Raw genomic sequence first — 26,336 nt, forward strand, 5'->3', positions numbered from 1 at the left:
CACGTCGAGGTCCTCGGTTGGAGCAGCAGTTGGCGCTACTGATCCTCGGGGACCTCGACCCCTACCCGCCGAACCTCACCCGGCGAGCCTCACCCCCACCGAATGTCCGAAGAGCCCCTAATCCTGCCCACGGCCTTCACGCAATTTTCAGGTGGCCTGCAGTCCTATATCGCCGCAAACGGTGATTTGATCGTGCTTCCTAACGCGCGATCCGGTCAACTCGCCCTCCTGAGTGCACCTGTGATCATCGTGGCCGGTGTTGCTTTTTTCGTCGCGGGCCTTGCCAGGCGACGTCCGATATTCATTGCTCCGCTCATCGGGCTACTCATCGTCGTGGTCACGGACTTTTCCTCGGCACTCTCGGGGGCCTCGACCCTCGGCGCCCCCCGCATGGTCGCTCTCGCCTCTATATTCTTGGCGGCTTCGGTGCTTCCTCGCGGGCGTGGCGCACAACTGGGGATAGCTGTTGTTGGGCTTTCTGTAGGCCTCCTGAGTACAATTCTCATGCTGACGGACTTCTCTGCTTCGGTGAAGAATTGCCGCCTCGATAAATGCGGACCACTCGGGAATCTGGTACTTGGAATAACAAACGGCGAGAACGTTCTGGGCATTTTGCTCGCCGCGAGCATTTCGGCAGCTGCTCTGATTGTCAGAGGCAGAGCCCGGTACGTGCTCGTGCTCTATCTCGTGGCTATGGTCTGGCTGTCCGGAAGTCGGACTGCTACCACTACTGCGGTCGTTATTGGTGCACTCGTCTTTTTGGTGCGTATCGGCGGTGAATCGATGCCCACCAAGGTGCAATCGCGGGTGATCTTCGGCGCTCTGACAGCCGGTGTGTCGATCGGGGTTCTTCTTCCGTGGACCCCGCTCACCAGTGGCGAGTTCACTGGGCGCGGAGATCTCTGGGAACTTGCGAAGAGTGAGATCGCCTCTAGCCCGGTATTTGGTTTCGGGGGACTGACCTGGGGTAATCAGGTCTCGATTGGCGCGCTGACGCGCGACGAGGCCTACTCTGTGCACAACCAATGGTTGGATATTCTTTACACATCGGGTGCAGTTGGCGTATTTCTATTCGCTTTGATGCTGGTAATGGGCATCGCTGGAAGCGCAAGAGGATACCGGTCAGTTTCCGCACTCTTGCTCGCGCCTATGGTCTTCACTGGCATTCTTGAGCGAGTTTGGGCGTTTGGACTCCTCGATGTGTGGGGCTGGCTCGCGGCGGCGACCATTCTCGCGTTCCCTCCAGCAGCGGTGCAGGGAACGCAAATCGCGGAGGTTCGCGAACGTTCCCCCAAGGCGAAGGACTCCGATCGATCCGGCCGCAGCGAGGACTCTCACGCGGGGCCGCGAAGCGCTCGTTAGCCTGCCAGGCATTTGACAATGCGCCCGCCCACGAACACCGGAAAGCGCCAGCCGGGTTCCGGCGCTAGCTCCAGCTAACGCCGCTCCGAACCACACGGGCAGGAACGCCAGCGATCAGGCAGTTCGGCTCGTCGAAACTACGCGTGACCACACTCCCGGCCGCCACAATGCATCCGCTAGCAATACATGCGCCGCGAAGGAGCCGCGCGTTGCTACCAATCCAAACGTGGTCTCCGATTTCGACCACGCCCGCACTCGGCGGTGACTCATTTCCCAGGCCAACGCGGTGAAAGTTAGTGTCGAGAATCTCGGTGCCCCACCCGATCGCGCAACGTGCCCCGATCGAGATGCTTCCTGCGCTCACCAGCCTAACGTGTGGCGAGAAGTAGGTGCCGTCGCCGACTCGGACAGTCGCGCCGGGGCCCACGTCCCAGGCGGCCCCCCTGCCAATACGTGCGACGCCGTCAATGTGCAATCGGCCGCGGACACGCAAGAGACTCCGGACGTGTCGATCGACGAAACCAAAGAAGGTTGTCCCTAGGTAGAGTCGCCCCCCTTCGCTGAGCTCGATCCTTCGCGCCCCTCGAACGGAGAAGCGGGTCCCTACGACAATCCGCATGCGCCTATTGGCTGAGAGGCTTCGCCACGGTGAGGCGCGGAAGTCTCCCCACATCAGTGCGATCACCTTCGATGCCCGGTCATTCATGGCTGACTTCCGGTGCGGACTGATTCGAGCTGCCCGCTCTCGCGCCCGCCCGCAGTCGTACGGCGTTTGGAAGCACCTGGAACACGACGACTCCCACAGTTGCTGCAACAAACGGCGACGACGCGCCTAGTAACCCCGCTCCAGCAAAGGTGAGGGCCGGCACAACGACAACGAGAGGAAGTGCACATAGAGCTTGAAACCGTATCCCGGCGCGGTCCGTCAATGAGACGCCCTGCACAAGTTGGACCGCCTGGACCACGATCAGCAGGCTTGCAGCCGCGAAGAGCGTCCACGAAGGATCGATGTTGCCGTGCGCAAGGAGTCGCGCAACCCACGGGCCCGCAATCGTCAATCCTGCACCGCACAAGGCGGCCGCGCACACGAAGAAGCCAACCATCCGAAGAACTAGCGGTCGCGAGTCAGTTGCGCTTGATCGCAGCCTCGCGAAGACGGGCCATAGCGCCGTCCCACCCGCGACGAAGAATGACCACAAAGGCACGTAGAACTGCATCGCTAGAGAGAAATCCGCGACCACCTCGAGATTCGCCGCATGGGCGAGTATTACTCGACCTGATTGAAACGCGATCGCCGAAGCGAGGGTTAGCAGAAGATACCATCCTCCGATTCGGAGCAGACCGCGGTACCGAAAATCATTCGGCCGGAAGATGTCCATAAAGGAGGTGCCGACAATGCGAGCTGCGACCACCGATGAGACTACGGCGACAGCCATCGACCCGATCACCGCTGGTAGTACTAGGAATGTAGGTGATAGACGAAGCCAAACAATCAAGGCCGATCCAGCTAGTGTAAACAGCGGCGCGATCGTCGATAGCGCGATCGCGGTTGGGTTACGCATGGCGCCGATAAGTACGCGCTGCCCCACGCCAAAAGGAAGAGATATCGCGATGATTGCGATCACCACGAGCGCGGCAGCGCCCGCGTGTGGAAGCGGTGCATCAGCGATGCCCAGAATCGTGTCCCAACCCACCACGAGGCTCACCGCTGTTGCGATGGTGAGCAGGCCAGCTGCCGACATCAGCAATACGCGAGTCGCGCTCGCGACTGCGGCGCGTGCTTCTGCTCGGTCACCCGAAGACACCGCGTTCACAACTCCGGCCCCGACGCCCAAGTCTGCAAAGGGTACGAGCTGGGAAAGCGTGATGAGAGTAGCAATCGCAGCGTATGACTGCGGGCCCGCGTATTGAATGGTAAGACTCGCAGTGACGAGTGTCGACAGCGCGGTGATCGGGAATGTGGCCGCGCGTGTTAGCGCGCTCTTTCCCGCCGATCGCGCGGAGCCTCTAGTTTCACCGCGTGCTCCGGTAGCAGTGATCGTCACCTTCGGCTCTCGATCCTCGGATTTGCTTCGACTCGATTGTTGCTCACATCGTACGGTTGAGAGAAGCTGGGAAGGGGAGCAAGGGCACCTACATCTGACGGTTGCCTTTCCAGCTGGCTCCCATTCCCACTGACTCCGCTCACGCCTTCACCGTGGGGGCGCCAACGAGGTGGCCGGATCATGCTGCCGTCTCACCGGGCATGAACGCGGCCCGAGCCGTCTTAGCGAGGATCGCGACGTCCCCGACGAGCGACCAGTTCTCGACATAGGAGAGATCAAGCCTCACGGTGTCCTCCCACGACAAGGTGGAGCGTCCACTCACCTGCCAGAGGCCAGTAATACCCGGCTTTACGAGGAACCGTCGGTGCACATGGGTGGCGTACTGTGCAACTTCGCTTGGCAGCGGCGGTCGCGGACCGACGAGCGACATCGACCCACCGATCACGTTTAACAACTGGGGCAGCTCATCGAGGCTGTACTTGCGCATGATCCGACCGATCGGCGTCACCCGCGGATCGTTCTTCATCTTGAACAAGACCTCGTTGCCGGAGTCGATCCCGTGCTCGGAGCGCTCACGCTGCAGGTTCTCGAGCATCTCTTCGGCATTCGTCACCATCGATCGAAACTTGAGCATCGTGAACTCGCGGCCACCGCGACCGATGCGCACTTGGCGGAAGAGAACTGGCCCCTCGGACGATAGTCGGATGCTCATCGCGAGGAATGCCAGCACAGGGCTCAGGAGTAGCACACCGAGTATGCTCGCGGTCACGTCGACCGAGCGCTTCAAGAAGAGTTGCCCCTTGCTGAAGCGTGGCGTTTCAACGTGAATCAGCGGTAGGCCGGCGACTGGGCGGGTGTGCAGACGCGGACCGGCGATATCGACGATGCTCGGCGCGAGTACGAGATGCTGGCGCCCCGCCTGTAGGTTCCATGAGATCTGCTTCACCTTGTCCGGCGGCAGCTCGTCCGTGCTCGTCACGGCAACGGTGTCGGCGCCCGTCAGTTCCATCGCGCGCTCCACCGCGTTGACGCTCCCCATCATCGGGATGGTCGTCCCCGGAACGAAGTCGGCGATCTTTCCGGTGGGCGTGCAGGCACCGACGACGTGGTAGCCGGCGCTTGGAGTGCGGATGAGTTCACGCGCGATCTGCGCGACGGACTCCTCCGATCCGACGAGAAGAACCCTCGCCGAGAAGTCACCACTCTTGCGCTTCATGATGAGCCATTGCCGCCAGAGCCACCGTGTCCACAACAGTACGGCGACGCCGACAGGCAAGCTGATCAAGAGGAAGCCTCGTGCGACATCCACCTTGGTCAAGAACGCCACGATGGCGATCACTCCGAAGAGACGCACGCTGGCGTCGACGACACGCAGGTACTCGTTCGACCCCGATCCGAGCACACGGATGCTCCGGGAGTCGTTCCACGACAGCGCGCCGAGCCACGCGACAACGAGGATCACCGAGAACACCCAGTAGGAGATGTCAGAGATGCGTGCGTCGTTCCGGATTGCCACCTGAACGTTACCGAAGCCGAACCACGCGATTTGCGTACCGAAGACGACCCACACGAGCACCAGGAAGTCGCTGACGATGAGCCGGCGCTGAAAGCGGCGACGCCAATCGTTGAAGGGTGGGGCAGCGGGACGCATGGTGCTGGTGGCCTGAGTCGACGCACCGGCCGGAGCAGTGATGGAGCCGCTGTCCGCGCGGGGTGCTGTCGAGTCGTGAGGCGACTCCGTCGTCGCATCGACCTGAATATCGGTCGACACTTCGGCTTCCTCCTAGATCTCGGTTTCAGCCCCCCGGCTGTCGGGAGATTATCAGCCGAATGTGTCAAGTGTGTGACGCGTGACGGTCTGATGACTCCCGGTGACACCCGAGCCTATGAGCACGATGAGAGGGCTCTCATCATCCTTTTGGTGAAAACTTGGTGTCGCGTGCGGATCCGTCAGCCGAGCGACGGCGCCGCGGGCGCGACGGCACCCCACGTTCCGACGACGACGAGCACCAGATACGACACGTTGTAGACCACGTGCGTCAACACGGCGCCCCAGATGCGGCCCGTGAGCAGAACCACCAGCGCGCACGTGCCCCCGACCGCGAAGAGTTGGATGCCGTCGACCAGCGTCAACGCCCCGGCCGTCGCGTGCAGCAGCACGAACCCGCCCGCCGACACCAGCGCCGCCGTCACGCCCGCCGCGACACCGCCGACGCTGCGGCGAAGCAACTGATACACGGCGACGAGCACCACCGTGCGGAAGAAGAACTCCTCGACCAGCGGCGCGACCAGCCCCGCCGGAATCGCCTCCGTCAGCCACCACCCCGAGGGCAGGCCGCCGTCGAGCGCCATCGCGGAGGGGAAGGCCGCGGCATCCACACCGCTCACCCAGCCCTGCAGCAGACGCAGGCCGAGCCCCAGCCCGACGCCCCACAGCACATCGATCGGCCGAAACCTCAGCAGCCCGGCCGGCCGTGACCGCGCGAACGCGAACGCGACGGCAGCACCGAGCCCGAGCCACAGCACCACGGTCGAGGCGGTGGCGGCCCACGGCGCCGCGATGCGGCTCACGGCGCCGCCGCCGACGACGCCGAGCCCCACCCCGATGAGCGCCGCCGACAGGACGGAGAGGTCCCACCGGCGCACCGCCGTGCCGCCCAGACGCCAGTCGGTGCGCTTGCGACGACGGCGACCGGGCGTCGCGGCCTCGCCCGAGGCCTCCGACGCGCCGCGGTCGCTCGACGACCGGCGCGGGGGCGTCGACGCCTCGAGGGCGGACGAACCGGGGTCGCTAAGCTGATCGGGCACGTGGCCAAACTACCGGTCACGCGGCGAGCCACACACTCCCTCCCCGCTCTATCGACACCGGAAGTCACCGTGCTCGAGATCCTCACCGTGTGCACCGGCAACATCTGCCGCTCCCCCCTGGCCGCGCAGCTGCTGGCCACCCGCCTCGCCGACCTTCCGGTGCGCGTCTCCAGCGCCGGCGCTCGCGCGCGCGACGGGATGCCGATGACCCCCGAAGCCGCAGACCTCGCCCTCGCCCGCGGCGTCGACCAGGCGCTCGTGGCGGCCCACGGCGCCCGCTACCTCACCCCGGTGCACGTGCGCACCGCCGATCTCGTGCTCGCCATGGCGCGCGACCACCGCCGCGAAGTCGTCGAGCTCGACCCCTCGCGCATGCGACAGGCCTTCGCGGCGCGCGAGTTCGCCCGCCTCGCCGCCGATCTGAGCGACGACGACCTGCGGACGGCCGCAGCGACCGCCGGGCAGGGCGCACCTCCGCGGGAGCGCTTCGCCGCCGCGCTGGGCGCGGTCGCCGGGCGGCGCGGGATCACGCTGCCCCCGGCATCCCCCGAGGACGACGACGTCATCGACCCCTACGGTCGCTCCGCGGCCACGTACGAACGCTCCGCAGTCGAGCTCGAGCCGGGGCTCGTCGCCGTCGAACGCGTCGTGCGGATCGCCTTCGGCTGACCTCGGCGCGGTCGGCGTTTCGACTCGCGCTTCGCGCTCGCTCAACGACCGGGAGTGGTGGGAGGGTGCTGCCGGCCGTTGAGCGAGCGCAGCCAGTCGAAACGCCGCGACCCCTGTGGGCAACTCCGACGAGTGTCGTAGCTATGTTCTAAAGTCGAAGTCATGGAGAACAGGCTCGATGGCATCGCCGCAGCGCTCGACGCGCTCGCGGCGGCGGGCGGTGCACAGGCGCCGGCCGCGCTGTCACCGAGCGCGCTCGTCGAGGTGAATCGCGCTTTCGGCGTGCTCATGCGCCAGGTCGACGCCGCGTTCGCGCCCGTCGCAGCCGAGATCTCCCGTCAGTCGCGGCCGCAGCTCGGGGGCGACTCCCTCGCCAAGAAGCAGGGCTTCCGCTCCCCTGTCGCGCTGATCCAAGCCACCACCGGCGCGAGCGTGGGCGAAGCGATCAGACTCGTGCAGGTGGGCGAGAGCACGGCGCCGCGCACCGGTATCAGCGGCGAGTCGCGACCCGCCGCGCACCCGCACGTGGCGGCGGCTGTGGCGGCGGGCGCTCTGTCGATGACGGCGGCGTCGGCGATCATCACTCTGCTCGACAAGCTGTCGCTCCGCGTCGATTCCGCGCGCAGGGATGCCGCCGAGCGTGACCTCTGCCAGCGGGCACCCGGGCTGCGGGCCGACGAGATGACCCGGCTGCTGGCGCACGCGGAGGCCGAACTCGACCCCGACGGGCTCGCCGCCGCGCACGAGGAGCATCGGTCGGCCCGCGCGCTGCGGATGCAGGAGCGAGACGGCATGCTCCACCTCACCGGGGTATTCGACGTGGCCACCGCCGCGCCGATCAAGACGGTGCTCGACGCGATGGTCACCCGCGTGCTGCAGAACAACGAGCACGCCCCGCGGCGCGAGCACGGGCACGAGCACGAGCACGAGCACGAGCACGGCGACGCGCGGGGCGGTGACCGCGTCGAAGGTGCCGCGCGCGATGACATCCGCGATGAGCGCACGCTGCCGCAGATGCGGGCCGACGCACTGCACGAGCTGTGTGCGCACGCTCTGGGGTGCGAACAGGTGCCCACCGCTGCGACGACCACGGTCGTCGTGCGCATGACGCTCGACCAGCTCGAGTCGGGATGCGGTGTCGCGAGCATCGATGGTTTCGACGCATCGCTGCCCACCCAGGAGGTGCGTCGACTCGCTGCCGACTTGCAGGTCATTCCGTGCGTCCTCGGCGGCGACAGCGACATTCTCGACTGGGGCCGCGCGCGCCGCCTGTTCTCTCCCGCCCAGAAGCTCGCCCTCGCCGAACGAGACGGCGGCTGCGCGTTCTGCGGCGCACCGCCGGCATGGACCCACGGCCACCACATCGCCTGGTGGAACAGGGATGCCGGGCCCACCGACCTCGACAACGGCGTGCTGCTGTGCACCGGCTGCCACCATCGCATCCACAGCGACGGGTGGGAGATCCGTGTCGACGGCGTCGGCGTGACGGCGCGGGTGTGGTTCATTCCGCCGCCGTGGATCGATGCCGACCGCACGCCCCGCATCGGAGGGAGCGCCCGCTACGCGCTGAACTGCTGAGCTGCTGAGCCGCTGAGCGATGTGGGGCGATGATGACGGATCCACACGGCGGCACCGACGGCGACGATGACCTGTGCAGGCTGCACACGCACGTGTTGCCGCCCGGACACCGGCCCGAAACATCCGCTATGGCAGACTGAGTCCGATCGTCCCGGCCTTGCAACCCCCCTCCTGGCTGGCAGCGCGTCTTCGAGAGGCACCATGGAGCTCAGCGACTACATCCGCATCCTCCGCAAGAACTGGCTCGTGATCGTCGTGCTGACCCTGCTGGGACTCGGCGCGGCAGCGGGATACTCCCTCACGAGGACCCCGATCTACGAGTCCGCGAGCACGGTCTTCGTCTCCACGCAGTCGGGCAACACGGCCCAGGAGCTGCAGCAGGGATCGTCGTTCGCCCAGGCGCGCATCAACACCTACGTGGGACTCACCACGACGCCCGTCGTGCTGAACCCGGTGATCGCCGACCTCGGCCTCGCCCGCACCGCCGAAGATCTCGCGAAAGACGTCAAGGCGTCGGCCGCTCTCAACTCCACGCTCATCACCATCACGGTCTCCGACCCCGACGCCGTGCAGGCGGCCAAGATCGCCAACGCGATCGCGGCGAGCCTGGCCTCCGCGGTGCCGCAGCTCGAGCCCGAGAGCAACAGCGGGGCCAGCGCCATCCGCCTCAGCCGCGTCAGCGACGCGCAGCCCGCGCTGAAGCCGTCGAGCCCCAACGTGCCGCTGAACCTCGCCCTCGGTGTTCTCGTCGGCCTCGCCCTCGGTATCGGCGTCGCGGTGCTGCGCACCACCCTCGACAACCGGGTGCGCACGCCCCGCGAGGCCGAGCAGATCACCGGCTCGCCCGGCATCGGCGCGATCGCCTACGACACGAAGGCCAAGGAGCGCCCGCTCATCGTGCACGCCGATCCGCTGAGCCCCCGGGCCGAGTCGTTCCGGGCGCTGCGCACCAACCTGCAGTTCCTCGACATGGGCGGCCGCTCCAGCTTCGTCGTCACCAGCTCGATCCCCAGCGAGGGCAAGTCGACCACCGCGATCAACCTCGCCATCGCCCTCGCCGACGCCGGCAAGCGCGTCGCCCTGCTCGACACCGACCTTCGCAAGCCCAAGGTCGCCGAGTACCTCGGCATGGAAGGCGGCGCGGGTCTCACCGACGTGCTCATCGGTCGCGCGAAGGTCGGGGAGGTCATGTTCCCCTGGGGCGGGCGCAGCCTCTACGTGATGCCCGCCGGCAAGATCCCGCCGAACCCCAGCGAGCTGCTCGGCTCGCGCCAGATGAACACCCTGCTCGAGATGCTCGAGAAGGACTTCGACGTCGTGCTCTGCGACGCACCGCCCCTGCTGCCCGTCACCGACGCCGCCATCCTCGCGCGCGTCACCAGCGGTGCGCTGCTGATCATCTCGGCCGGCCGCACGACCAAGCACCAGCTCCAGGGGGCCACCGAGGCCCTCAACACCGTCGGCGCCAAGCTCGCCGGCTTCGTGATGTCGATGGTTCCCACCCGCGGACCCGACTCCTACTACTCCGCCTATGGGTACGGATACGGATACGGGTACGGCTACCGCGAGACCCCGGCCACGACCTCCAAGGCCGAGCGCAAGGGGGCCAAGCGCCGCGGACGCACCACGCCGCTGGCCAGCGTGCCCGCCGCCCCCACGCTCGACGAGCTCGGGTTCGACTCCCGCCGCGACGCGCGTGAGGCCGACAGGGAGAGCTGAGTCGTGCCCCGCCCGCGCAGCTTCGCCAAGAGCCGCGGCGGCGCGACGCTCATCGCGATCGGACTGATCGCGCTCACCGTCGCGGCCGTCGGGCTCAGCGTCGCCGCGCTCCGGCAGGGCCGCGGCCCCGGCGACGTCGACGCCACCGTCGGACCGGCACCCACCTTCACCTACGCCGTCCGCACCCCGACGGCGACGGCGACACCCACGGCATCCGCCTCCCCCACCCCTGCCGGCGCGCCCGGTGCGACCGAGCGGTTCCTGTCCGTCGGCGCCGACGCGATGTGGCGCGCCACCGCGGGAGCGTGCGGCGGCGCGGCCCCCGTCGTCGAACGCTCCGGCGACAACGGCGCCACGTGGCAGAGCGTCACCCCCACGGCGAAGAGCGCCGTCCAGATGCTCAGCCTCACCTCGTTCGGTGGACGCAACGCCACCGCCGTCACCGCACTCGGCGCGAACTGCACCCTGAACACGCTGCGCACCTACACCGACGGCCGGTTCTGGGAGCCCTATCCCGACATCTTCGCCGTCGACACCTACGTGCTGCCCGGCGAGCGCGCCGTCATCGTCGACGGCACGCGCATCGCCGCCCCCTGCGCGACACCCTGGGGCCTGCGCTCGGCCGGCAGCACCACCGCGATCGTCTGCGACGACGCCGCCTACCGCCTGGACGGGCAGAACTGGACGCGTCTCGCTCAGACCGCACGCGCCGTCGCCGTCAGCGCAGACACCGTCTACATCGCGCAGACGGATGCCGCGTGCAGCGGCATCCGCATCACCGCCCATTCGAGCGACGCGACCGGAACGAGCGATCTCGGATGCACGACGCTCGACGCCGCCGATGCCGCCGGGCCGCTCGCACTGGACGCGAGCAGCAGCGCATCGGGCACCGTGCTCACCCTCTGGGCGGGCTCACGCCTCATCGACATCGCCGGCTGAGCCGGCCGCAGTCACGAGGCGAGCAGCTCGGCGACGCGGCGACGCAGCTCGCGCGGCGCGAAGGGTTTCACGACGTAGTCGTCGGCACCCGCTCCGCGCGCCGCATCGATGTCGGACGGCGCCGATTTGGCCGTGAGCATGATGATGCGGGTGGCATCGAACGACGAATCCTGCCGCAGCGTGCGACAGACCTCGATGCCCGTCATCCCCGGCATCATCCAGTCGAGAACGATGAGATCGGGGTGCGCTGCCGATGCCGCGGCGATTCCGTGCTCGCCGTCGGTGGCGACGGTGACAGCATGACCGGCGATGCTCAAGACCGTGCGCACCAGTTCGGCGACGTCGGCGTCGTCATCGACAACGAGCACGTTCGCCATGGGTGCGTCCTCCACCGACTCAGCCCCTCGACTACTAGCCTGTCTAGATTACCCCCGAATGCCATTAGCGTACTCGTATGACAGCCTCCGGGGTGGATCACCCCGTCGATCGCCCCACCGCTGCGTGGCGCACCCTGGGCTTCTGGGTGGGCGGAGCACTGCTCATCTTCGCGCTGTCAGTGGTGGCGGCCGGCTTCGCCGTTCCCGGCGTGCCGGTAGCCCTGTGGTGGCCCGCGGCCGGCGTCTCGGCCGTGCTCGTCCTGCGCGCGCCGCCGCATCGCCGCGCGGTGTCGGTGTGCGTCGTGCTCGTCGCGACGACCGCCGGCAACTTCGTGGCGGGGCGACCCGCCGAGCTCAGCGGTCTGTACGGACTGGCGAACGCGATCGAAGCGGCGATGCTGGGCTGGCTGCTGCTGCGCGGGGGCCGAGACGCACGCCTGCGCACAACCACCGACGCGGTGCAGTTCGTCGCCCTGTCCGCGGTCTCCGCCATGGTCTTCGCCCTGCTCATCGCGCTCATCAACATCACCCTCGTCGAGGGCGAACCCCTCGCTTCGGCGATCATCACCTGCGCCTCCCACCTGTCGGCGGTGCTGCTGATCGTTCCTCTCGCGCTCTTCGAGGGGCAGCCTCAGCCGCCTTCTCGTCCGGGCGAGTCGGCGGCGCAGATCCTCGTGATGCTCATCGTCATCGCGGCGGGCATCGGGCCGCTCAGCCCGCTGCCGCTCGCATTCCTCGTCTTCGTGCCGTTGGCGTGGGCATCCCTGCGTTTTCCGCCGTTGTTCGCCCAGATCCAGGCCCTCGTCGTCGCGCTCACGACGATGCTGTTCAGCAGGCTGAGCATGGGCGTGTTCGACCCGGCCCGCATCGACCCCACCGAGCGCGCCATCACGGTCGCCGCCTTCGTCGCCGCGCTCGCGATCTTCACGGTACTGACGACCACCGAACGCAACGAGTCGCTGCGCAACGCCCGCACGGCGGTCGACTCCGCGGAGCAGAGCGCCGAAGCCGCGCGTGCCACCGCCGCCACCGTCCAGGTGCGCTACGACCTCGAACGGCAGCGGCAGGACTTCCTCTCCACGACCAGCCATGAGCTGCGCACGCCCATCACGATCATCGCCGGTTACAGCGAGCTGCTCTCCGACGCCGAACTGCCTGCCGAGGCCGGTGCGTGGGTTGACGCGATCCATCGCAACACCGGACGGTTGGCCGGCATGCTCGACGACCTCCTCGCCTTCAGCCGCACCCAGGCCGAACGACCGCGACCGCTCGAGATCGCGGCATCCGACCTGGTGCACGAGGTCGTCGCGCACCACACCGGCAGCGCCACTGCGCGCTCCATCGAGGTCGACATCGACACCGCAGAGGAGATGGCGGTCTTCGCCGACCGCGACGACGCCGCGCGCGCACTGGGCAACCTGCTGTCCAACGCCGTCAAGTTCACACCGGCCGGCGGCGCCGTCCGTGTCGAGATCTCGGGTGTCGCCGCCGACGTGATGTTCACCGTCAGCGACACCGGTCCGGGCATCGGGCCCGACGCCCTCGCCCAGGTCTTCGACCCGTTCTACCGCGGCGAGCAGGCCGAGGTCCGTGCGACCCCGGGGACGGGTCTGGGCCTGCCCATCGCCCGGATGCTCGCACGACGAAACGGCGGGGAGGTCATGATCGTGTCGCTGCCCGGACACGGTACGAAGGCGACCCTGCTGCTTCCCCGCAGCGGCACAGCTGCCGCCGACGCGGATCAATAGACTGCCGAATGAGGAACCGATGACCACCCCCCGCGTCGAGAGTCGATGGGCCGACAGCCAGCTGATCGGCACCGTCGTGAGGTCCGTGTGGCAGTGGCAGCTCATCGTCGGCTTCAGCACCGTCGCGGTCGCACTGGGCGTGACGCTGCTCAACCCCCGGCTCTTCGGCGACATCTCGCTGCTGACGGGGCTCGCCCTGATCTGCGCGATCACGTCGTGGGCGATGGTGATGCCGTGGGCTCGCCACCGCGAGCTCGTCCTCGCGCTGCCCTTCGCCGACGCCGTCGCGATCGGGCTGCTCGCCATCTCCGACCACACACTCGGATATCTGTGGGTCGTCCCGATGGCGTGGGTGGCCACCTACTACTCGATGGCTGCCGTGGTCGCCGCGCTCGGGCTCATCTTCGCGCTGCAGATCGTGCGCTGGTGGATTCCCGGGGCACCGCTCACGTCGCCCCTGGAGATCATGATCGTCCTGCTGGGACTCGGCTTCCTCGGCATCGCCATGAACCAGGGCGCCCGTCGCACCCGAGCGTTCCGCCTGCTCATCCAGCGCCAGTCCCGCCAGCTCGACCGCGCCGTGGCGCGGATGAGCGTGCACGAAGACCGCGCCAACGGACTGTTCGACACCGTGAGCACCGCGCTGGCCCGCGTGGACGACCGTGGGAACATCGACCTCGCCAACGCCGCCTACCGGCATCTCTACGCTTACGACAACGACGACTACCGGCATCCGCCGCGCGCCGTCGAGTACGGCGCATACCGCGGCACCGCCCTTCCCCGCGACGCGACCTCCATCGCCCGCGCCGCCCGCGGCGAGCGGGTCGAGAACGAGCTGATCTGGCTGTACGACGCCAGCGGAGAGTGGCGCGCATTGTCGATGTCGATCCGCGGACGTACGGTGCGCACCGAGACCGACGACGACACGAAGGTCTCCATCATCCAGCTCGACGACGTCACCGACACCGAGCGCGAGCGCCGAGAGCAGCGCGCGACAACCAGCGCCGTCTCCCACGAGCTGCGAAACCCGCTCACGGTCATCCTCGGTCACGCCGACCTCATGCTCGACGCCGAAGACCTCACGCCGGCCCAGCGCGAGCACGCGACGGTCATCGAGGGGGCCGCCGAACGGATGCTGGCCCTCACGAAATCGCTGCTCGACTCCCACCGCGCCCCGGAGATGAGCGACCAATTCGACCTGTCGGTCATCGCCGCGGCCACGGCCGACGCATTCGCCCCGGCCGCGGCCGCCTCCGACATCGACCTGCAGACGAACATCGACCGCCCCCTGCCGATCACCGGCGACGGCTTCCGACTGCGCCAGGTCGTCGACAACCTCATCAGCAACGCGATCAAGTACACCCCGCGCGGCGGTAGCGTCGAGGTCATGACCACCGCAGAGGGCGACGACGCGGTGCTGCGGGTGTCCGACACCGGCATCGGGATCGCGGCCGACGATCTGGAGCGGGTCTTCGTCCCCTACTTCCGCGCGCGCAGCGCCACCGCGAGCGGCATCGCGGGCACCGGACTGGGAATGTCGATCGCCCGCCAGATCATCGAGGAGAACGCGGGCACGATCAGTCTGGAGAGCACGCTCGGTACCGGCACGACCGCGACCGTCCGCCTGCCATTGCCGGGCTCTCACCGTCCGAGCACGACGGAGGTCAGCGCATGAGCATCTCGACCGTCATGGTCGCCTTGACGACGCTGTGCACCGCGATCATGATCGGGCTGGGGTTCTTGCAGCGGCCGTCGCGGGAGGCCGCGATCTGGTCCAGCGGATTCATCGCCGCCATGGCCGCGAGCTACCTGCAGACCAGCGCCAATCTCCTCGACAACGCCTGGCTCGACGCCCTCAGCGACGGACTCATGCTCCTCGCTCTGGGCCTCGTGTGGGTAGGCCTGCGCGCGCGCCGCGGGCGCCGACCGATCCTGCTGTCGGCGGTGATCGGTGTGACGCTCGTGGTCATCGTGACCGTCGCGCTCACCTCGGGCACCGCCGCCGAAGACGCGGTCGGCAACGTCGAGCTCGTCGTGTTCGCGGCGATCTCCGCAGCCACGGCGATCGAACTCGTCGGTGTGCGCACGGCAGCACGCGGCGTGATCATCCCGCTCGCCCTGTCGTCGGGCCTGGTGGCGGTGTTCTCCCTGGTGTGGCTCTGCACCGACCTCGTGGGCGACCGCCTGCGCCTGGTCGACACCCTCCCTCCGACGGAAGACTTCACCCCGGTGGTCGCGGCCATCACGCTCGTGACCGCCTTGACCACGCTGCTGCTGCTCACCCGGGCCGAGAACCCGACCTCGGTGACGGCGACGGTCGCCGGCTTCCGAGTCATCGCACGTGACCGACTCGCCCGCGCGGAGCGATTCGACGACGCGTGGTGGTCACTGCTGGACGTTCGCCTCGACGACCCGATCGCGCTGCGCGAAGCCTCCAGCGCGCTGGCGTACAGCCGTGTCCTCGAGCGCTTCGCGTCGGACGTCGCCGCCGTCTTCCCCGCCGAGGCCGATCTCGATCGGCTCGAGCCCTCGCGCATGCTCGTTCTGCTGCCGCGCCATGAGGCCGCCGTCCGTCCCCTCCTGCGCGCATTGCTGGAGCGTGTGGCGACCGTCTCGACCGACCAATCGATCGCCGTCCGCCTGTCGGCCAGCATCGGCTGGGCGAGCGTGTCGCGCATCGGCTACGACCTCGACGACCTCATCACGGCCGCCGCCGCCGCCGCCGACGAGGCACAGCTGGCCGGCGGCGATCGCTGGGAGCGCGCGAGCGTGATCGCCTGAGCGCCTCCCCGTAGGATCGTGGCGTGAGCGCACTCCCCCGCCCGGCGCGCACCGCGGGCCGCATCTTCGCGTGGACCGTCGCCGGTCTGCTGCTGCTGGCGGTCGTGATCGCCGTGTGGGTGGGCGTGCGCGGGGCCCTCGCCTACCAGCATCTGCAGCGGATACAGACCGGAGCAGCGCAGAGCACCGCGGCGCTGGCCGCCGACCCGTCATCCGCTGCGCCGACGCTGGCACGGCTGGCCGCCGACGCGTCCGAGGCGCACCAGCTCACCTCCGACCCCGTCTGGGCGCTCGCCAGCCACACGCCGTGGATCGGCCCGCAGCTGGCGGCGTTCGGCACGGTGGCCGCGGCATCCGACGAACTCCTTCGGGAGAGTCTGCTGCCCCTCGCTACCGCCGCTCAGAACGTGTCGATCGACGGTCTGCGCCCCGTCGGCGGACGCCTCGACACGAGTGTCCTCGCGGGTCTCGTGACACCCGCCCAGGATGCCGCGACGCGCGCAGCCGACGCCGCCGTCGCCGTGCAGGACATCGACCGCACCCCGCTGATCGGCGTCGTCGGCACGGCCGTCGACCGTGCCGACGATCTCTTCTCGAGCGTGTCGACCGCCGTGGACACCCTGTCGCGCACGTCGCGGCTGCTGCCCGACATGCTCGGTCGGAACGGACCGCGGACATACCTGGTGCTCGTCCAGAACAACGCCGAGTGGCGCTCGCTGGGCGGCATCGCCGGCGCCGCGGTGGTGCTGCGTGCCGATGACGGACGTCTGTCACTGATCGGCGCGCTCTCGTCGGGCGATCTGCCGCGTGGCTTCACGAACCCGGTCCTCGCCCTGCCCGACGAGGTCACGAAGATCTACGACACCAAGCCGGCGCGATACTTCCAGAACCTCACGCAGATTCCCGACTTCACGGTCGACGCTCCGATCGCGCGGGAGATGTACCGGCTGAAGACAGGCACCGACGTCGACGGCGTGCTCGCCATCGACCCGGTCGTGCTGTCGTACCTGCTGCAGACCACCGGCCCGGTCGCGCTCCCGAGCGGCGATGCCCTCAGCGCCGACAACGCGATCCCGCTGCTGCTCAACGAGGTGTACCTGCGGTACGCCAAGCCCGCCGATCAGGACGCGTTCTTCGCCGGTGCGGCCGGCGCGGTCTTCCAGGCCCTCGCCGACGGGCGGGGCTCGGCATCCGGCCTCATCTCCGCCCTCACCCGGGCCGGCGAAGAGCATCGCCTGCTCGCCTGGAGCGCGCACGCCGACGAGCAGGCGATCATCGACGGCACCGTCCTGGCCGGTCAGCTTCCGGTCACCGACGCGCACACGGCACGGTTCGGCGTCTTTCTGAACGACGGCACCGGGTCGAAGATGAGCTACTACATCGACCCCGACGTGTCTCTCGCCTGGGGATCGTGCCGGCCGGGCGGGCAGAGCGCGCCCCGCCAGCTCACCCTGCAGCTCACCCTGACCAGCCGCGCGCCCGCCGACGCCGCGACGGCGCTGCCCGAGTACATCACCGGCGGCGGGTACTTCGGCACCGCCCCCGGCACGACCGAGGTCGTCGGCAACATCTACCTGCCCCAGGGCTTCGACCTGGTCTCGGCGACCGCCACGAACGGGGCCGGGTTCGCGGGCGGCATGCACGAGGGGCGCCGGGTGCTCACGTTCGGCATCGACCTCGACCCGGGGGCATCCACGGGCGTGACGGTCATCGTCCGGGCCGACACCCCCGCCGGCGACGCCCAGGCCTTCGTCACCCCCACGGCGGATGCCGCGCGCTCTCCCGTCGTCGTGGCGACCTGCGGCGCGGGGTAGACTCCCTGCATCGCGCGCTCGCCCGGCTTGATCCCGGTCGGCCGCACACCGCAGGGAGAAGCTCCATGACCCGCTCGCACCGTCGTACCGCTCGCCCCCTGGCGCGCGCCGCGGGGGCGGCACTGGCCGGAGCGCTTCTCACCCTCGCCCCGAACGCGGCCCACGCCTCGACGATCTATCCGCCGGTCGACTCCTGCACCACCTCGCCGGCCAGCATCACCGCCGGCGGCACCCTGTCGTTCTCCTGCGCGGAGCGCACGTTCGGCGCCGATGAGCCGGTCACCATCACCGTCACCGGGCAAGACGGCGCGAACACGTCGTTCGCCATGGTGCACCTCGGCATCAGCACGGGCAGCACCACGCGCACCTCCGACGCGAACGGCGCCCTCGGCGAGGTCCGTATCGTCCTGCCCACGACCGCGAGCGGCGTCTACAACATCGCTGCGATCTCGCGCAGCTCGGCCGGGGGTACGGCCAGCGCGTCGATCACCGGCGCCGACGGCCTTCCGCGCACCGGCGGCGACAGCGGTCAGCTCGTCGGCGTCTGGGTGGGCGGCGGAGCGCTCGTCCTCGCCGGCGCGGTCGTGCTCGTCGCCCTCGCCGTTCGCCGTCGTCGCGACCGCAACGACCTCTGAACGGCCGCCCGCGCTCCCCGCACCGGTACAGTTCAGACGTGTCCTCCTCCCCCCGCAGGCGCATCCTGTCCCCTCGGCGCGTGCCGAGACGCGGAATCGTCATCGCCGTCATCGTCCTCGCCGCCGTGATCGTGGTGGGCGCGATCGCCGCGGTGGGGATCGCCGTCACCCAGGGGGTGCATGCCATGCTCGCCCAGCCGCCCGCCGTCGGAACGACCGTCATCGCGCCGCAGCAGTCGAAGGCACGGATCGCGCTCGAGAACCTGCCGATGGATGCCGATGCCACCGCCGGCACGACCTACCTCGCCGGGCAGCCCACCGCCTACTGGCTGACCCCTGAGCAGGACCCCATCGGAACCGTCGGCGCAACGGTTCTGGACCTCATCGCCCAGGCCCGCGATCAGAATCGCGCCACGGCGATGGTCGTCTACGGCCTGCCCGACCGCGATTGCGGCAATCACTCCGCCGGCGGCCTGTCGCCCGCCGACTACCCCCGCTGGGTCGCGGAGATCGGAAAGGCGCTGAAGACGGCGCCCGACCAGCAGAAGATCATCATCCTCGAGCCCGACAGCATCGCCCTGACCAGCGAGTGCGGGGATGTCGCGACGCGTGCCGGCTTCCTCTCGGGCGCGGTCGACGCCCTCTCGTCGACGGCGACGTGGATCTACATCGACGGGGGACACAGCGCCTGGCACAGCCCCGATGAGATGGCCCAGCTCATTCGCCAGATGGGCATCATCGACCGGGTGCGCGGTGTGGCCACCAACGTCTCCAACTACCAGTCGACGTACGACGAGTTCGCCTACGCACACGCCCTGTCGGACCGCCTGGGGGGCACCCACGCCATCATCGACACCTCCCGCAACGGCGTCGCGACCGCCGGTGCGACCTGGTGCAACCCGTCCGGGCAGCGCGTCGGCGATGCCACCGGGACCTTCGGCGACGACGTCGTGGACACCAACCTCTGGATCAAGCCTCCGGGCGAGAGCGACGGCGTCTGCAACGGCGGTCCGGCGGCCGGGTTGTGGTGGCCCGCCGCAGCCGCGGAACTCACCAGCGGCGTGCGCTGACGCCGCCTCGATCCCGCCGCGGCGGCGCGTGGCTAGACTGTGGCTCAGCACCGTGCTCCACACCCCCCTACTGGAGAGTCCCGGGACCATGACCGATCCTTCGTTACCGATGAAAACCGCCGTGATCATCGAGGATGATCCCGACATCCGTCACCTCATCGTCGAGGTGCTCGAAGCTGCGGGCTTCTCGACGGTGTCGGTCGGCAACGGCATCGACGGCGTGCGGGCGGTGCTCTCCTACCAGCCTCTCGTCACCACTCTCGACGTGAACATGCCCGGCATCGACGGATTCGAGGCAGCGCGGCGCATCCGCGCGCAGAGCGACACGTTCATCATCATGATCACCGGCCTCGAGGAAGAGGCCGACGTCGTCGTCGGGCTCGGCTCCGGCGCCGACGACTACATCGTGAAGCCGTTCCGCCCGCGCGAGCTGCGCGCTCGCATCGACTCGCTCCTGCGCCGCCCGCGCGCCACGGCCGGCGGCGCGCCGCAGGTGGCCGCGCCGCGCCAGGAGGTCGGCGGCCCGTCCTTCCCCGGAGCGCGTCCGGGCGCGCCGCGCGTGCCCGACTACGGGATGCCGCAGGCTCCCGCCGCCGGGTACGGGTATCCGCCGCAGGCCCCCGGCTGGCCGACACCGGTCGAGGCCCAGCCCGCCGGCTGGCCTCCGGCCGCGCCGACCGACCCGCCCTACGGCTTCGACGGTGTGCAGCCCTCCGCAGCACCTGCGCAGCCGCAGGAGCAGACGGCCCCGGCATCCGCCGCACCCGTTCCGTCCGCGGCGGCACCCGTCGCACCGGCGCCGCCGGCGCAGCCGATCGTCGTGCCCTCGAGCGTCGGACCCCAGTCGCCCGGCAGCGCCCTCGCCACGGCGGGGGCCGCCGGTGAGGTGGTCGCCTACACCGGGCCCGGCTGGGTCGCGCACCGCGATCTCACCGTGAACCCGGAGCAGCGCGTTGCCGCGATCGCCGGTCAGGAGCTGGTGCTCACTCGCACCGAGTTCGATCTGCTGGCGACCCTCATGGAGTCCAAGCGGCGGGTGCGCAGCAAGGCCGATCTGACCCTCGTGTTGCGCGGGGAGTCGTACGTGACGAGCTACTTCGTGGGCGAGGCCGACAAGCGCGCGATCGAGGCACACATGACCAACCTCCGCCGAAAGCTCGGCGACAACCCCGCCAACCCGCGGTACATCGAGACCGTGCGCGGCGTGGGCTACCGGCTGACGGCAGAGCACGCCGCCTGAGCGACGCCGAGGAGCGTCGCCGACGGGCACCGCGGGTCTTCGTCGCGGGGCGTCAGACCTTGAAGCCCTGGTGACGACGGAACAGCCGGAACGACATGAGCACGGTCTGGATGACCGTGACCACCCCGACGATGGGCCAGCCCACCCAGAGGATCGCCGACTGCGCCACCGGGTCGAGCATGTTCCAGATCACCGCGACCGCGATCGCGACGATGGCGAGCATGATGAACGGCACCCAGTGGCCGATGCTGCCGCCGCCGCGTTCGGCCTTGGCCTGCATCGCCCAGTTGTCGACCTTCTTGCGCGACAGGAACCGCGTCCACGACCGCAGGAAGTGGCTGATGCGCACCCACATGAAGATCTCCGCGGGGAACATCAGGCCGGCGAAGAGGAGATCGCGACTGTTGCAGGTCTCCATCGCCCGTGCGACCCGCAGGTTCAGCATCATCGCGACCACCGGCGGGATGAGCCACCACGGTGAGAAGACGAACGCGTTGATCGAGAGCGAGGCGATCAACAGGGTGAGGAAGGCGACGCGCACGAAGAGGTTGGTGAGCATCGAGAAGTTCTCGAACCACCGCAGGCGCAGGTTCGGGTGGAACGGCTGCCCCTTGGTGTCGCCGCGCTGACCCGGCCACATGAGCTCGATCGCGCCGTAGGTCCACTTCACCTGCTGGGCGTCGTAACCCTTGAGCGTGGTCATTCCGCCCACGTCGGCGCGGGCGAAGGGGCTGATCTTGGTGAGGTAGCCGGCGCTCTTGATCTGCAGCGACAGCAGCGAGTCCTCGACCTCGCTGTCCTTGACCCAGGGCGAGTTCTGGTGGTTCGCCTTCATGACATCGCGCAGCGCCGTCGTCGAGAAGATCGAGAACTGCCCGCCCAGCACCGCCATGTTGCGCCCGCGCAAGAGGTTCTGCAGGTTGAAGGCCGCGAACTGGGTGCGCTGGCCGGCGATGAGGAACTTCGCGATGACGCCCTTGATCGGGCGGTCATCGATCGAGTAGATCGCAGAGATCCCGCCGATGCGGGAGTCGCCGACGGCTTCGCCCTCGAGGAACTCGACGGCCCGGCGGTCGGCGATCGTGTCACCGTCCACACCGAGCAGGTAGTCGTACCCCTCGACCAGTGCGTAGCCGTAGTTGAGCGCGCCGACCTTCTTGTCGGGGTTCTTGCCGATGTCGTGGACGAACACCTCGGTGAACTGCTCGCCCAGCTCCGTGGTGATCTCGTGCGGACCGCTGAACTCCGACGCGATCTTGACCGTCGCGTCGGACGTGTTGTTGACGACGACGTGGATCACGTCGGGCACCCGGCTCTGCCCGAGCAGCGAGCGCAGCACGTCGGCGATCGACTCCTCCTCGTTGTACGCAGGCACGACACACCCGATGGTCGAGCGGTGCACGGTCGTGTGCTCGAGCACCGAGGAGAAGTCGTCGAGCTCGGGGATGGCGAGCTCCGCGGGGTGGAAGGACTCCTGCGGCACGGGAAACCCGTACGGCGGTGCCGGCGGTGCCGGCGGCGCCCCGAAGGGTGCCGCACGGAACTGCGGTTCGGCGGCCTGCCGGCCGGTGTCGAAGGGCGTGCTCACGGTGTACCTCGTGTCGGTGTGGACAACAGACTATTGAGTGGGGGCGGTCGGGGAGAAGATGGCGATCGGAAGAACCTGGTAGACGGTCTGCTGCTGGAAGCTCGTATCCGTGTTGGCCGTGCCCTCCACCCACACCTGCAGGGCGAACTGGAGGGTGATCCCGTAGGTGTCGGCCGGCAGCTGGTGGATCGTCGTCGTCGGCACGAGCAGCCCGCCCTGGAAGGTGTTCAGCAGGAGGCCGCGGTCGGAGCGCATCGTGTCGGACGGCACCAGGGTGCGCGGGTCGGCCGAGAACTGGAACGGCGACATCATCTGCTGCTGACCGATCGTGGACTGCGACACCTGCGAGGTGATGCTGACCATCGACAGGTACACACGTCGCTTCTGCGTGAGTACCGCCTTCTCATCGACGCGGTGATCGACCACGTTGACCGCGAAACCGAAGGTCTTGTCGTTGTCGGGTGCCCACTCCTGAGTGCGCTTCGGATCGGCGGCCCAGACGTCCAGGCGCACCTCGAGCCCATCGGCGACGTCGGTGGACAGCGACACCGAGCCGTCGTAGGTGAACTTCGAGTCGTAGGGCATGCTGACGGCCTGGGTGACCGCCGGGCGCGGGGCAGGCGTGGACACCGCGTTCTGCTGCAGACCGTTGAAGGCGCTGGCGATCTGGGTGCAGCCGGTCAGGGACGTCAGCACCACGAGGCCCGCGGCGGCGGCGCCGAGGGCGCGGAGGCGGGGAGGACGCGAGGGGGCGGGAAGCATGATCCACACGCTATCTATGGACCACCGGCGGGACGTGCGAATCAGGGAAACCTCGACACGGTCTTTACCCGATCTTGAGGAAGGCGCGTTCAGCCGCCGTTCTGGGCGGCGATCGCGATCGTCAGCGTGTCACTCGCGGTCTGCTTGGCGAACTCGGTCGAGGTCGGCGTCGTCTGCACGAGGAAGTCGTACTCGAACTGCACCGTGACGTAAGTGGCCTCGGCGGGGACCGTGCCGACATTGAAGGTGTTGGAGTAGCTGTAAGGCGACAGCACCAGGTATCCGGGAGAGACCGTGGCCTGATCCACCTGGGCATCCAGCGGTGCGAACGTCTGCGACGCGTTCGCGGGGATCGCGGTCATCGTGGCGCGCTGGAGATAGACCTTCTGCCCGTCATTGGGGGTGATCGTCGTCACCATCGACAGACTGATCGGCTTGATCGCCGCCGGCGTCCAGCGGTCCATCCGCAACGTCGACCAGTAGTTCACGGCTGCCGAGACCGCGCCCGCCGTGAGCGTGCGCTGGGTCGAGCCGCCCGACAGGTCGTTGGAGACCGGCGTCGGAACCGGGACGGCGGTCGTGGGAGCGGGCGCGGGTGTCGTCGCCTGCGCGGCCCACGGCGCGGGCCCGCAACCGACCAGCGGGATCACGACGACCAGCGCGGCGAGCGCGGCGCTGAGAGCACGGCGGCGGCTCCCGGGGCGTTCCATCCGGCAGGTCTCCTTCACGTCGCGAAACATTTACATATCGGAAACCGCAAGAGTTTGCAATCCGGCAGACCCCTAGGGAATACTCGGGAGAGCATCAGCACCACCATACCGCTTCACTCTCCATCCCCCCATCTGCATCAAGACCGGATATACGGAACGAGCGGATCATCAGGTACCCCCAGACCGGATTCGAAAGCAGGCACTCATGAAGCACCGTTTCACCAAGGTCGCGGCCTCCGTCGCGATCGCCGCAGGGTTGGTTTTCGCCGCCCCGGCAATGGCACAGGCTTACACCCCGACCGGCCCCGACACCGTCACCGTGACGGTCACGGCGCCCGGTCCCGTCCCCGTGACCGGCTTCCAGCCGGGCGCGAGCGTGACCTTCACGCTCGTGGGCGAAGGCGTCGGCGCGGGCAACCTCGCCGCGGTCAAGTTCGCGGTCAGCTCCACGACGGTCACCAAGACCGCCGACTCCTCGGGCGTCGCCACGGCGACGATCGTCGGCACCCCGCCGGCGGGCTCCTCGTGGACCCTCTCCGCGACCGGCGCTCGCGCCTCGTCCGAGGCCGGCGGCGGCAGCGGCACCCTGCCCTCGACGGGTGGCGACAGCGAGTCGCTGCTCGGCATCTGGGTCGGCGGCGGCGCTCTCGTCCTCGCCGGTGCGACCGTCGCCGTGGCCGCCACGGTGCGTCGCAACCGCCAGGAGACCAACGCCTGACGCACGCCAGAACGACAACGAGAGAGCCTTCCCGGTCATCGCCGGGAAGGCTCTCTCGTTGTGCGCAGGCTGCGCGGCGTCAGCGCACCACCGCGGTCACCGCGGGAAGATGCGACAGCACCTCCTGGCTGATCGAGCCGAGCAGGAAGCGGGCGAGGGCCCCGCGACCGTGCGTACCCACGACGACGAGGCGAGCGGTCAGACCCCGCGAGGCGATCGCTCGCGAGGGGTAGCCGCGCTCGACGACGCGCTCGACGACCAGATCCGGGAAGTCGACGGCGAGCCCGGCGAGGGCCACCGCCTGCATCTCCTCCGTGGCGGCCTGCATGTTCGACAGGTACATCTCGGGGTAGACGGCCAGTCCGTTGCGGGGCGCCTCGATGGGAGTCCAGACACTGACCGCGGTGAGCGGCTCGCCCAGGCGGTCGGCCTCGCGCGCCGCGAAACGCAGCGCATGCTCGGACACCGGCGACCCGTCGACGCCGACGACGACCCCGCGCCGACCGACGAGCGCCGTGTCGGGCACCACCACGACCGGGCAGGCGGCCCCGGCGACGATACGGATGCCGTGGGCGCCGCGCGCCGGTCCATCGCCCGGTCCGCGGTAATCGCTGCCCAGCACGAGGAGTGAGGCGTTGACGCTGGCGTCGATGAGGCGGGACACGGGGTTGCCGGTTTCCACCCGTGTCATCACCGTGATGCCGGCATCTCGCACCGGCGCCGCCAGGCGCTCCAGCACGGTCTCGGTGTCGGCGACGGCCTGCGCGATCAGCTCCGCCTCGCCGACGGCGCCGAGCGCTCCCCCGATCACCGACATCAGCTCGATGCCCTGCGTGCCGGGCGGAGCGGCCTGCGCCCGCTGCAGCGCCCATCGCACCGCACGTTCGGAGACGGGTGCCCCCGTCACAGCCACGACGATCTTCTCGACCATGATTCATCCCTCCGTTGGGATCGGTGCCTCCACGCTACGCCGCGGCACCGCACGGCCACAGGATCGTGGGCCGTGACAAAGAGGGTCAGGGGGTGCGCGGGGCCAGCGCGCGCGGCTCGGCAGTGATCAGAATGGGGAGGTGGTCGCTGCGGCCCTGCGGCAGCGTCGTGATCGTCGCGATGTCGAAACCCACGCTCGTGGCGAAGTCGTAGTGGCCGCGGAAGAACTTGTAACGCGTGTAGGTGCGGGCATCGCTCAGCGTGAGCTCGTACCCGGACTCACGCACGTGCTGGCCGAGGTTCTCTTTGAACACCGGATAGTTGTAGTCACCGACCATGAGGATCGGCAGGTCGGGACCGAGGCTGGAGAGCTCCTCCAGCGCCGCCTGGATCTGCTTGCGCCGCAGGGAGTTGAGCGCCGTCAGCGGGGCGGCGTGAAAGCTCGCGACGATGACCTCTCGGCCCAGGTCGATGTCGTGCAGCCGCACGGCCAGCATGCGCTCCTCCGCGGGCTTGAGCACGCGGTCGTGCAGCGACTTCTTCAGCGCGAGGGAGCGCACGTCGCGCGCATCGAAGATGCTTCGCCGATAGTACAGCGCAAGTCCCAGCCGGTTTCGTGCCGTCGCCTCGGCCAGGTGCAGATCGCCGATCTGCGACGGCAGGTCGCTGGAGACCGCCTCCTGCAGGCAGAGGACGTCGGCCCCCGTGCTCTCGACCAGCTCGCCGAGCTCGCCGATCGCCTTGTGCTTGTTGAGGTTGTACGAGATGACCTTCATCCCCCGCCTTCCGTCGCTCTCAGCCTAGGCGGCGGTCCTAGGAATCTGCTCCGTCTTGACACCGGCC

Annotated in this window: 23 protein-coding genes; 13 read left to right on the forward strand and 10 right to left on the reverse strand. The window is 68.7% G+C overall.

The annotated features are described in order from the left end of the window. Window positions 1-102: 102 nt before the first annotated feature. Window positions 103-1,362, forward strand: coding sequence for an O-antigen ligase family protein (locus tag BGN98_RS12365; RefSeq protein ID WP_288121558.1), 1,260 nt, complete (start codon window positions 103-105; stop codon window positions 1,360-1,362). Between the two features lie 64 nt (window positions 1,363-1,426). On the opposite strand, the gene BGN98_RS14780 is transcribed toward BGN98_RS12365, so the two are convergent. The 4 genes from BGN98_RS14780 to BGN98_RS12380 all read right to left on the reverse strand — a co-directional run bounded on the left by BGN98_RS14780 (window position 1,427) and on the right by BGN98_RS12380 (window position 6,215). Beyond that, on the reverse strand, window positions 1,427-2,068 hold the full coding sequence (locus BGN98_RS14780; protein WP_353681712.1) for an acyltransferase: 642 nt from the start codon (window positions 2,066-2,068) through the stop codon (window positions 1,427-1,429). Then, window positions 2,061-3,104 (reverse strand): oligosaccharide flippase family protein, encoded by a 1,044-nt coding sequence (locus BGN98_RS12370; RefSeq protein ID WP_288121559.1) that lies wholly within the window; start codon window positions 3,102-3,104, stop codon window positions 2,061-2,063. The genes BGN98_RS14780 and BGN98_RS12370 overlap by 8 nt, the downstream gene beginning before the upstream one ends. Window positions 3,105-3,585: 481 nt before the next feature. Beyond that, complete coding sequence (locus tag BGN98_RS12375; RefSeq protein WP_502687836.1) at window positions 3,586-5,178, reverse strand: sugar transferase; 1,593 nt, start codon at window positions 5,176-5,178, stop codon at window positions 3,586-3,588. Between the two features lie 179 nt (window positions 5,179-5,357). After that, window positions 5,358-6,215 (reverse strand): CPBP family intramembrane glutamic endopeptidase, encoded by an 858-nt coding sequence (locus tag BGN98_RS12380; RefSeq protein WP_288121560.1) that lies wholly within the window; start codon window positions 6,213-6,215, stop codon window positions 5,358-5,360. Window positions 6,216-6,284: 69 nt separating this feature from the next. On the opposite strand from BGN98_RS12380, the gene BGN98_RS12385 reads away from it, so the two are divergent. From BGN98_RS12385 to BGN98_RS12400, 4 genes are all read left to right on the forward strand, one after another. Beyond that, the gene (locus BGN98_RS12385) at window positions 6,285-6,884 is read left to right on the forward strand and encodes an arsenate reductase/protein-tyrosine-phosphatase family protein (RefSeq protein WP_288121561.1); all 600 of its coding nucleotides are present in this window, start codon (window positions 6,285-6,287) and stop codon (window positions 6,882-6,884) included. A 162-nt stretch (window positions 6,885-7,046) separates the two neighbouring features. After that, window positions 7,047-8,462 carry an HNH endonuclease gene (locus BGN98_RS12390; protein ID WP_288121562.1) on the forward strand — a complete coding sequence of 472 codons (1,416 nt, stop codon included), beginning with the start codon at window positions 7,047-7,049 and terminating at the stop codon, window positions 8,460-8,462. A 201-nt stretch (window positions 8,463-8,663) separates the two neighbouring features. Then, the gene (locus BGN98_RS12395; protein WP_288121563.1) at window positions 8,664-10,181 is read left to right on the forward strand and encodes a tyrosine-protein kinase domain-containing protein; all 1,518 of its coding nucleotides are present in this window, start codon (window positions 8,664-8,666) and stop codon (window positions 10,179-10,181) included. A 3-nt stretch (window positions 10,182-10,184) separates the two neighbouring features. Beyond that, entirely contained in the window at window positions 10,185-11,120 is a 936-nt protein-coding gene (locus tag BGN98_RS12400; RefSeq protein WP_288121564.1) for a hypothetical protein, read from the forward strand. An 11-nt stretch (window positions 11,121-11,131) separates the two neighbouring features. Here the strand turns inward: BGN98_RS12400 and BGN98_RS12405 are convergent, their stop codons facing one another. Further along, window positions 11,132-11,512 carry a response regulator transcription factor gene (locus BGN98_RS12405; protein WP_288121565.1) on the reverse strand — a complete coding sequence of 127 codons (381 nt, stop codon included), beginning with the start codon at window positions 11,510-11,512 and terminating at the stop codon, window positions 11,132-11,134. Between the two features lie 62 nt (window positions 11,513-11,574). On the opposite strand from BGN98_RS12405, the gene BGN98_RS12410 reads away from it, so the two are divergent. From BGN98_RS12410 to BGN98_RS12440, 7 genes are all read left to right on the forward strand, one after another. After that, on the forward strand, window positions 11,575-13,245 hold the full coding sequence (locus BGN98_RS12410; protein WP_288121566.1) for a sensor histidine kinase: 1,671 nt from the start codon (window positions 11,575-11,577) through the stop codon (window positions 13,243-13,245). A 19-nt stretch (window positions 13,246-13,264) separates the two neighbouring features. Beyond that, the gene (locus BGN98_RS12415) at window positions 13,265-14,920 is read left to right on the forward strand and encodes a sensor histidine kinase (RefSeq protein WP_288121567.1); all 1,656 of its coding nucleotides are present in this window, start codon (window positions 13,265-13,267) and stop codon (window positions 14,918-14,920) included. Continuing rightward, window positions 14,917-16,026, forward strand: a complete 1,110-nt coding sequence (locus BGN98_RS12420; protein WP_036289535.1) for a diguanylate cyclase — start codon at window positions 14,917-14,919, stop codon at window positions 16,024-16,026. Before BGN98_RS12415 ends, BGN98_RS12420 begins: the two co-directional genes overlap by 4 nt. A gap of 23 nt (window positions 16,027-16,049) precedes the next feature. Further along, window positions 16,050-17,840, forward strand: a complete 1,791-nt coding sequence (locus BGN98_RS12425) for a DUF4012 domain-containing protein (RefSeq protein ID WP_288121568.1) — start codon at window positions 16,050-16,052, stop codon at window positions 17,838-17,840. 65 nt (window positions 17,841-17,905) lie between these two features. Beyond that, window positions 17,906-18,475 carry a cell wall protein gene (locus tag BGN98_RS12430; protein WP_288121569.1) on the forward strand — a complete coding sequence of 190 codons (570 nt, stop codon included), beginning with the start codon at window positions 17,906-17,908 and terminating at the stop codon, window positions 18,473-18,475. Window positions 18,476-18,555: 80 nt separating this feature from the next. Beyond that, window positions 18,556-19,545: a glycoside hydrolase family 6 protein gene (locus BGN98_RS12435; RefSeq protein ID WP_288121570.1), complete on the forward strand. Its 990-nt coding sequence runs from the start codon at window positions 18,556-18,558 to the stop codon at window positions 19,543-19,545. Between the two features lie 109 nt (window positions 19,546-19,654). After that, window positions 19,655-20,785, forward strand: coding sequence for a response regulator transcription factor (locus BGN98_RS12440; protein ID WP_288121571.1), 1,131 nt, complete (start codon window positions 19,655-19,657; stop codon window positions 20,783-20,785). A 52-nt stretch (window positions 20,786-20,837) separates the two neighbouring features. Here the strand turns inward: BGN98_RS12440 and BGN98_RS12445 are convergent, their stop codons facing one another. The 3 genes from BGN98_RS12445 to BGN98_RS12455 all read right to left on the reverse strand — a co-directional run bounded on the left by BGN98_RS12445 (window position 20,838) and on the right by BGN98_RS12455 (window position 23,845). Then, the gene (locus tag BGN98_RS12445) at window positions 20,838-22,373 is read right to left on the reverse strand and encodes a glycosyltransferase family 2 protein (RefSeq protein WP_288121572.1); all 1,536 of its coding nucleotides are present in this window, start codon (window positions 22,371-22,373) and stop codon (window positions 20,838-20,840) included. A 30-nt stretch (window positions 22,374-22,403) separates the two neighbouring features. Then, window positions 22,404-23,135, reverse strand: a complete 732-nt coding sequence (locus tag BGN98_RS12450) for a fructose 1,6-bisphosphatase (RefSeq protein ID WP_288121573.1) — start codon at window positions 23,133-23,135, stop codon at window positions 22,404-22,406. An 89-nt stretch (window positions 23,136-23,224) separates the two neighbouring features. Continuing rightward, entirely contained in the window at window positions 23,225-23,845 is a 621-nt protein-coding gene (locus tag BGN98_RS12455) for a hypothetical protein (protein ID WP_135948572.1), read from the reverse strand. Window positions 23,846-24,050: 205 nt separating this feature from the next. On the opposite strand from BGN98_RS12455, the gene BGN98_RS12460 reads away from it, so the two are divergent. Further along, window positions 24,051-24,563 (forward strand): LPXTG cell wall anchor domain-containing protein, encoded by a 513-nt coding sequence (locus BGN98_RS12460; RefSeq protein WP_036320350.1) that lies wholly within the window; start codon window positions 24,051-24,053, stop codon window positions 24,561-24,563. Window positions 24,564-24,642: 79 nt separating this feature from the next. Here BGN98_RS12460 and BGN98_RS12465 read toward each other — a convergent pair whose 3' ends face one another. Continuing rightward, window positions 24,643-25,494, reverse strand: coding sequence for a universal stress protein (locus BGN98_RS12465; protein WP_061683048.1), 852 nt, complete (start codon window positions 25,492-25,494; stop codon window positions 24,643-24,645). A gap of 85 nt (window positions 25,495-25,579) precedes the next feature. Beyond that, complete coding sequence (locus BGN98_RS12470; RefSeq protein WP_288121574.1) at window positions 25,580-26,269, reverse strand: endonuclease/exonuclease/phosphatase family protein; 690 nt, start codon at window positions 26,267-26,269, stop codon at window positions 25,580-25,582. Window positions 26,270-26,336: the final 67 nt, after the last annotated feature.

This window comes from Microbacterium sp. 69-7, from assembly GCF_001897985.1.
GTDB lineage: Bacteria > Actinomycetota > Actinomycetes > Actinomycetales > Microbacteriaceae > Microbacterium > Microbacterium laevaniformans.

Excerpts from the sequence above, each read along its gene's own strand:
- BGN98_RS12365 (WP_288121558.1), top strand. The coding sequence starts at position 103 with ATGTCCGAAGAGCCCCTAATCCTGCCCACGGCCTTCACGCAATTTTCA.
- BGN98_RS14780 (WP_353681712.1), bottom strand. The coding sequence starts at position 2,068 with ATGAATGACCGGGCATCGAAGGTGATCGCACTGATGTGGGGAGACTTC.
- BGN98_RS12370 (WP_288121559.1), bottom strand. The coding sequence starts at position 3,104 with ATGTCGGCAGCTGGCCTGCTCACCATCGCAACAGCGGTGAGCCTCGTG.
- BGN98_RS12390 (WP_288121562.1), top strand. The coding sequence starts at position 7,047 with ATGGAGAACAGGCTCGATGGCATCGCCGCAGCGCTCGACGCGCTCGCG.
- BGN98_RS12395 (WP_288121563.1), top strand. The coding sequence starts at position 8,664 with ATGGAGCTCAGCGACTACATCCGCATCCTCCGCAAGAACTGGCTCGTG.
- BGN98_RS12410 (WP_288121566.1), top strand. The coding sequence starts at position 11,575 with ATGACAGCCTCCGGGGTGGATCACCCCGTCGATCGCCCCACCGCTGCG.
- BGN98_RS12415 (WP_288121567.1), top strand. The coding sequence starts at position 13,265 with ATGACCACCCCCCGCGTCGAGAGTCGATGGGCCGACAGCCAGCTGATC.
- BGN98_RS12420 (WP_036289535.1), top strand. The coding sequence starts at position 14,917 with ATGAGCATCTCGACCGTCATGGTCGCCTTGACGACGCTGTGCACCGCG.
- BGN98_RS12430 (WP_288121569.1), top strand. The coding sequence starts at position 17,906 with ATGACCCGCTCGCACCGTCGTACCGCTCGCCCCCTGGCGCGCGCCGCG.
- BGN98_RS12440 (WP_288121571.1), top strand. The coding sequence starts at position 19,655 with ATGAAAACCGCCGTGATCATCGAGGATGATCCCGACATCCGTCACCTC.
- BGN98_RS12450 (WP_288121573.1), bottom strand. The coding sequence starts at position 23,135 with ATGCTTCCCGCCCCCTCGCGTCCTCCCCGCCTCCGCGCCCTCGGCGCC.
- BGN98_RS12455 (WP_135948572.1), bottom strand. The coding sequence starts at position 23,845 with ATGGAACGCCCCGGGAGCCGCCGCCGTGCTCTCAGCGCCGCGCTCGCC.
- BGN98_RS12460 (WP_036320350.1), top strand. The coding sequence starts at position 24,051 with ATGAAGCACCGTTTCACCAAGGTCGCGGCCTCCGTCGCGATCGCCGCA.
- BGN98_RS12465 (WP_061683048.1), bottom strand. The coding sequence starts at position 25,494 with ATGGTCGAGAAGATCGTCGTGGCTGTGACGGGGGCACCCGTCTCCGAA.
- BGN98_RS12470 (WP_288121574.1), bottom strand. The coding sequence starts at position 26,269 with ATGAAGGTCATCTCGTACAACCTCAACAAGCACAAGGCGATCGGCGAG.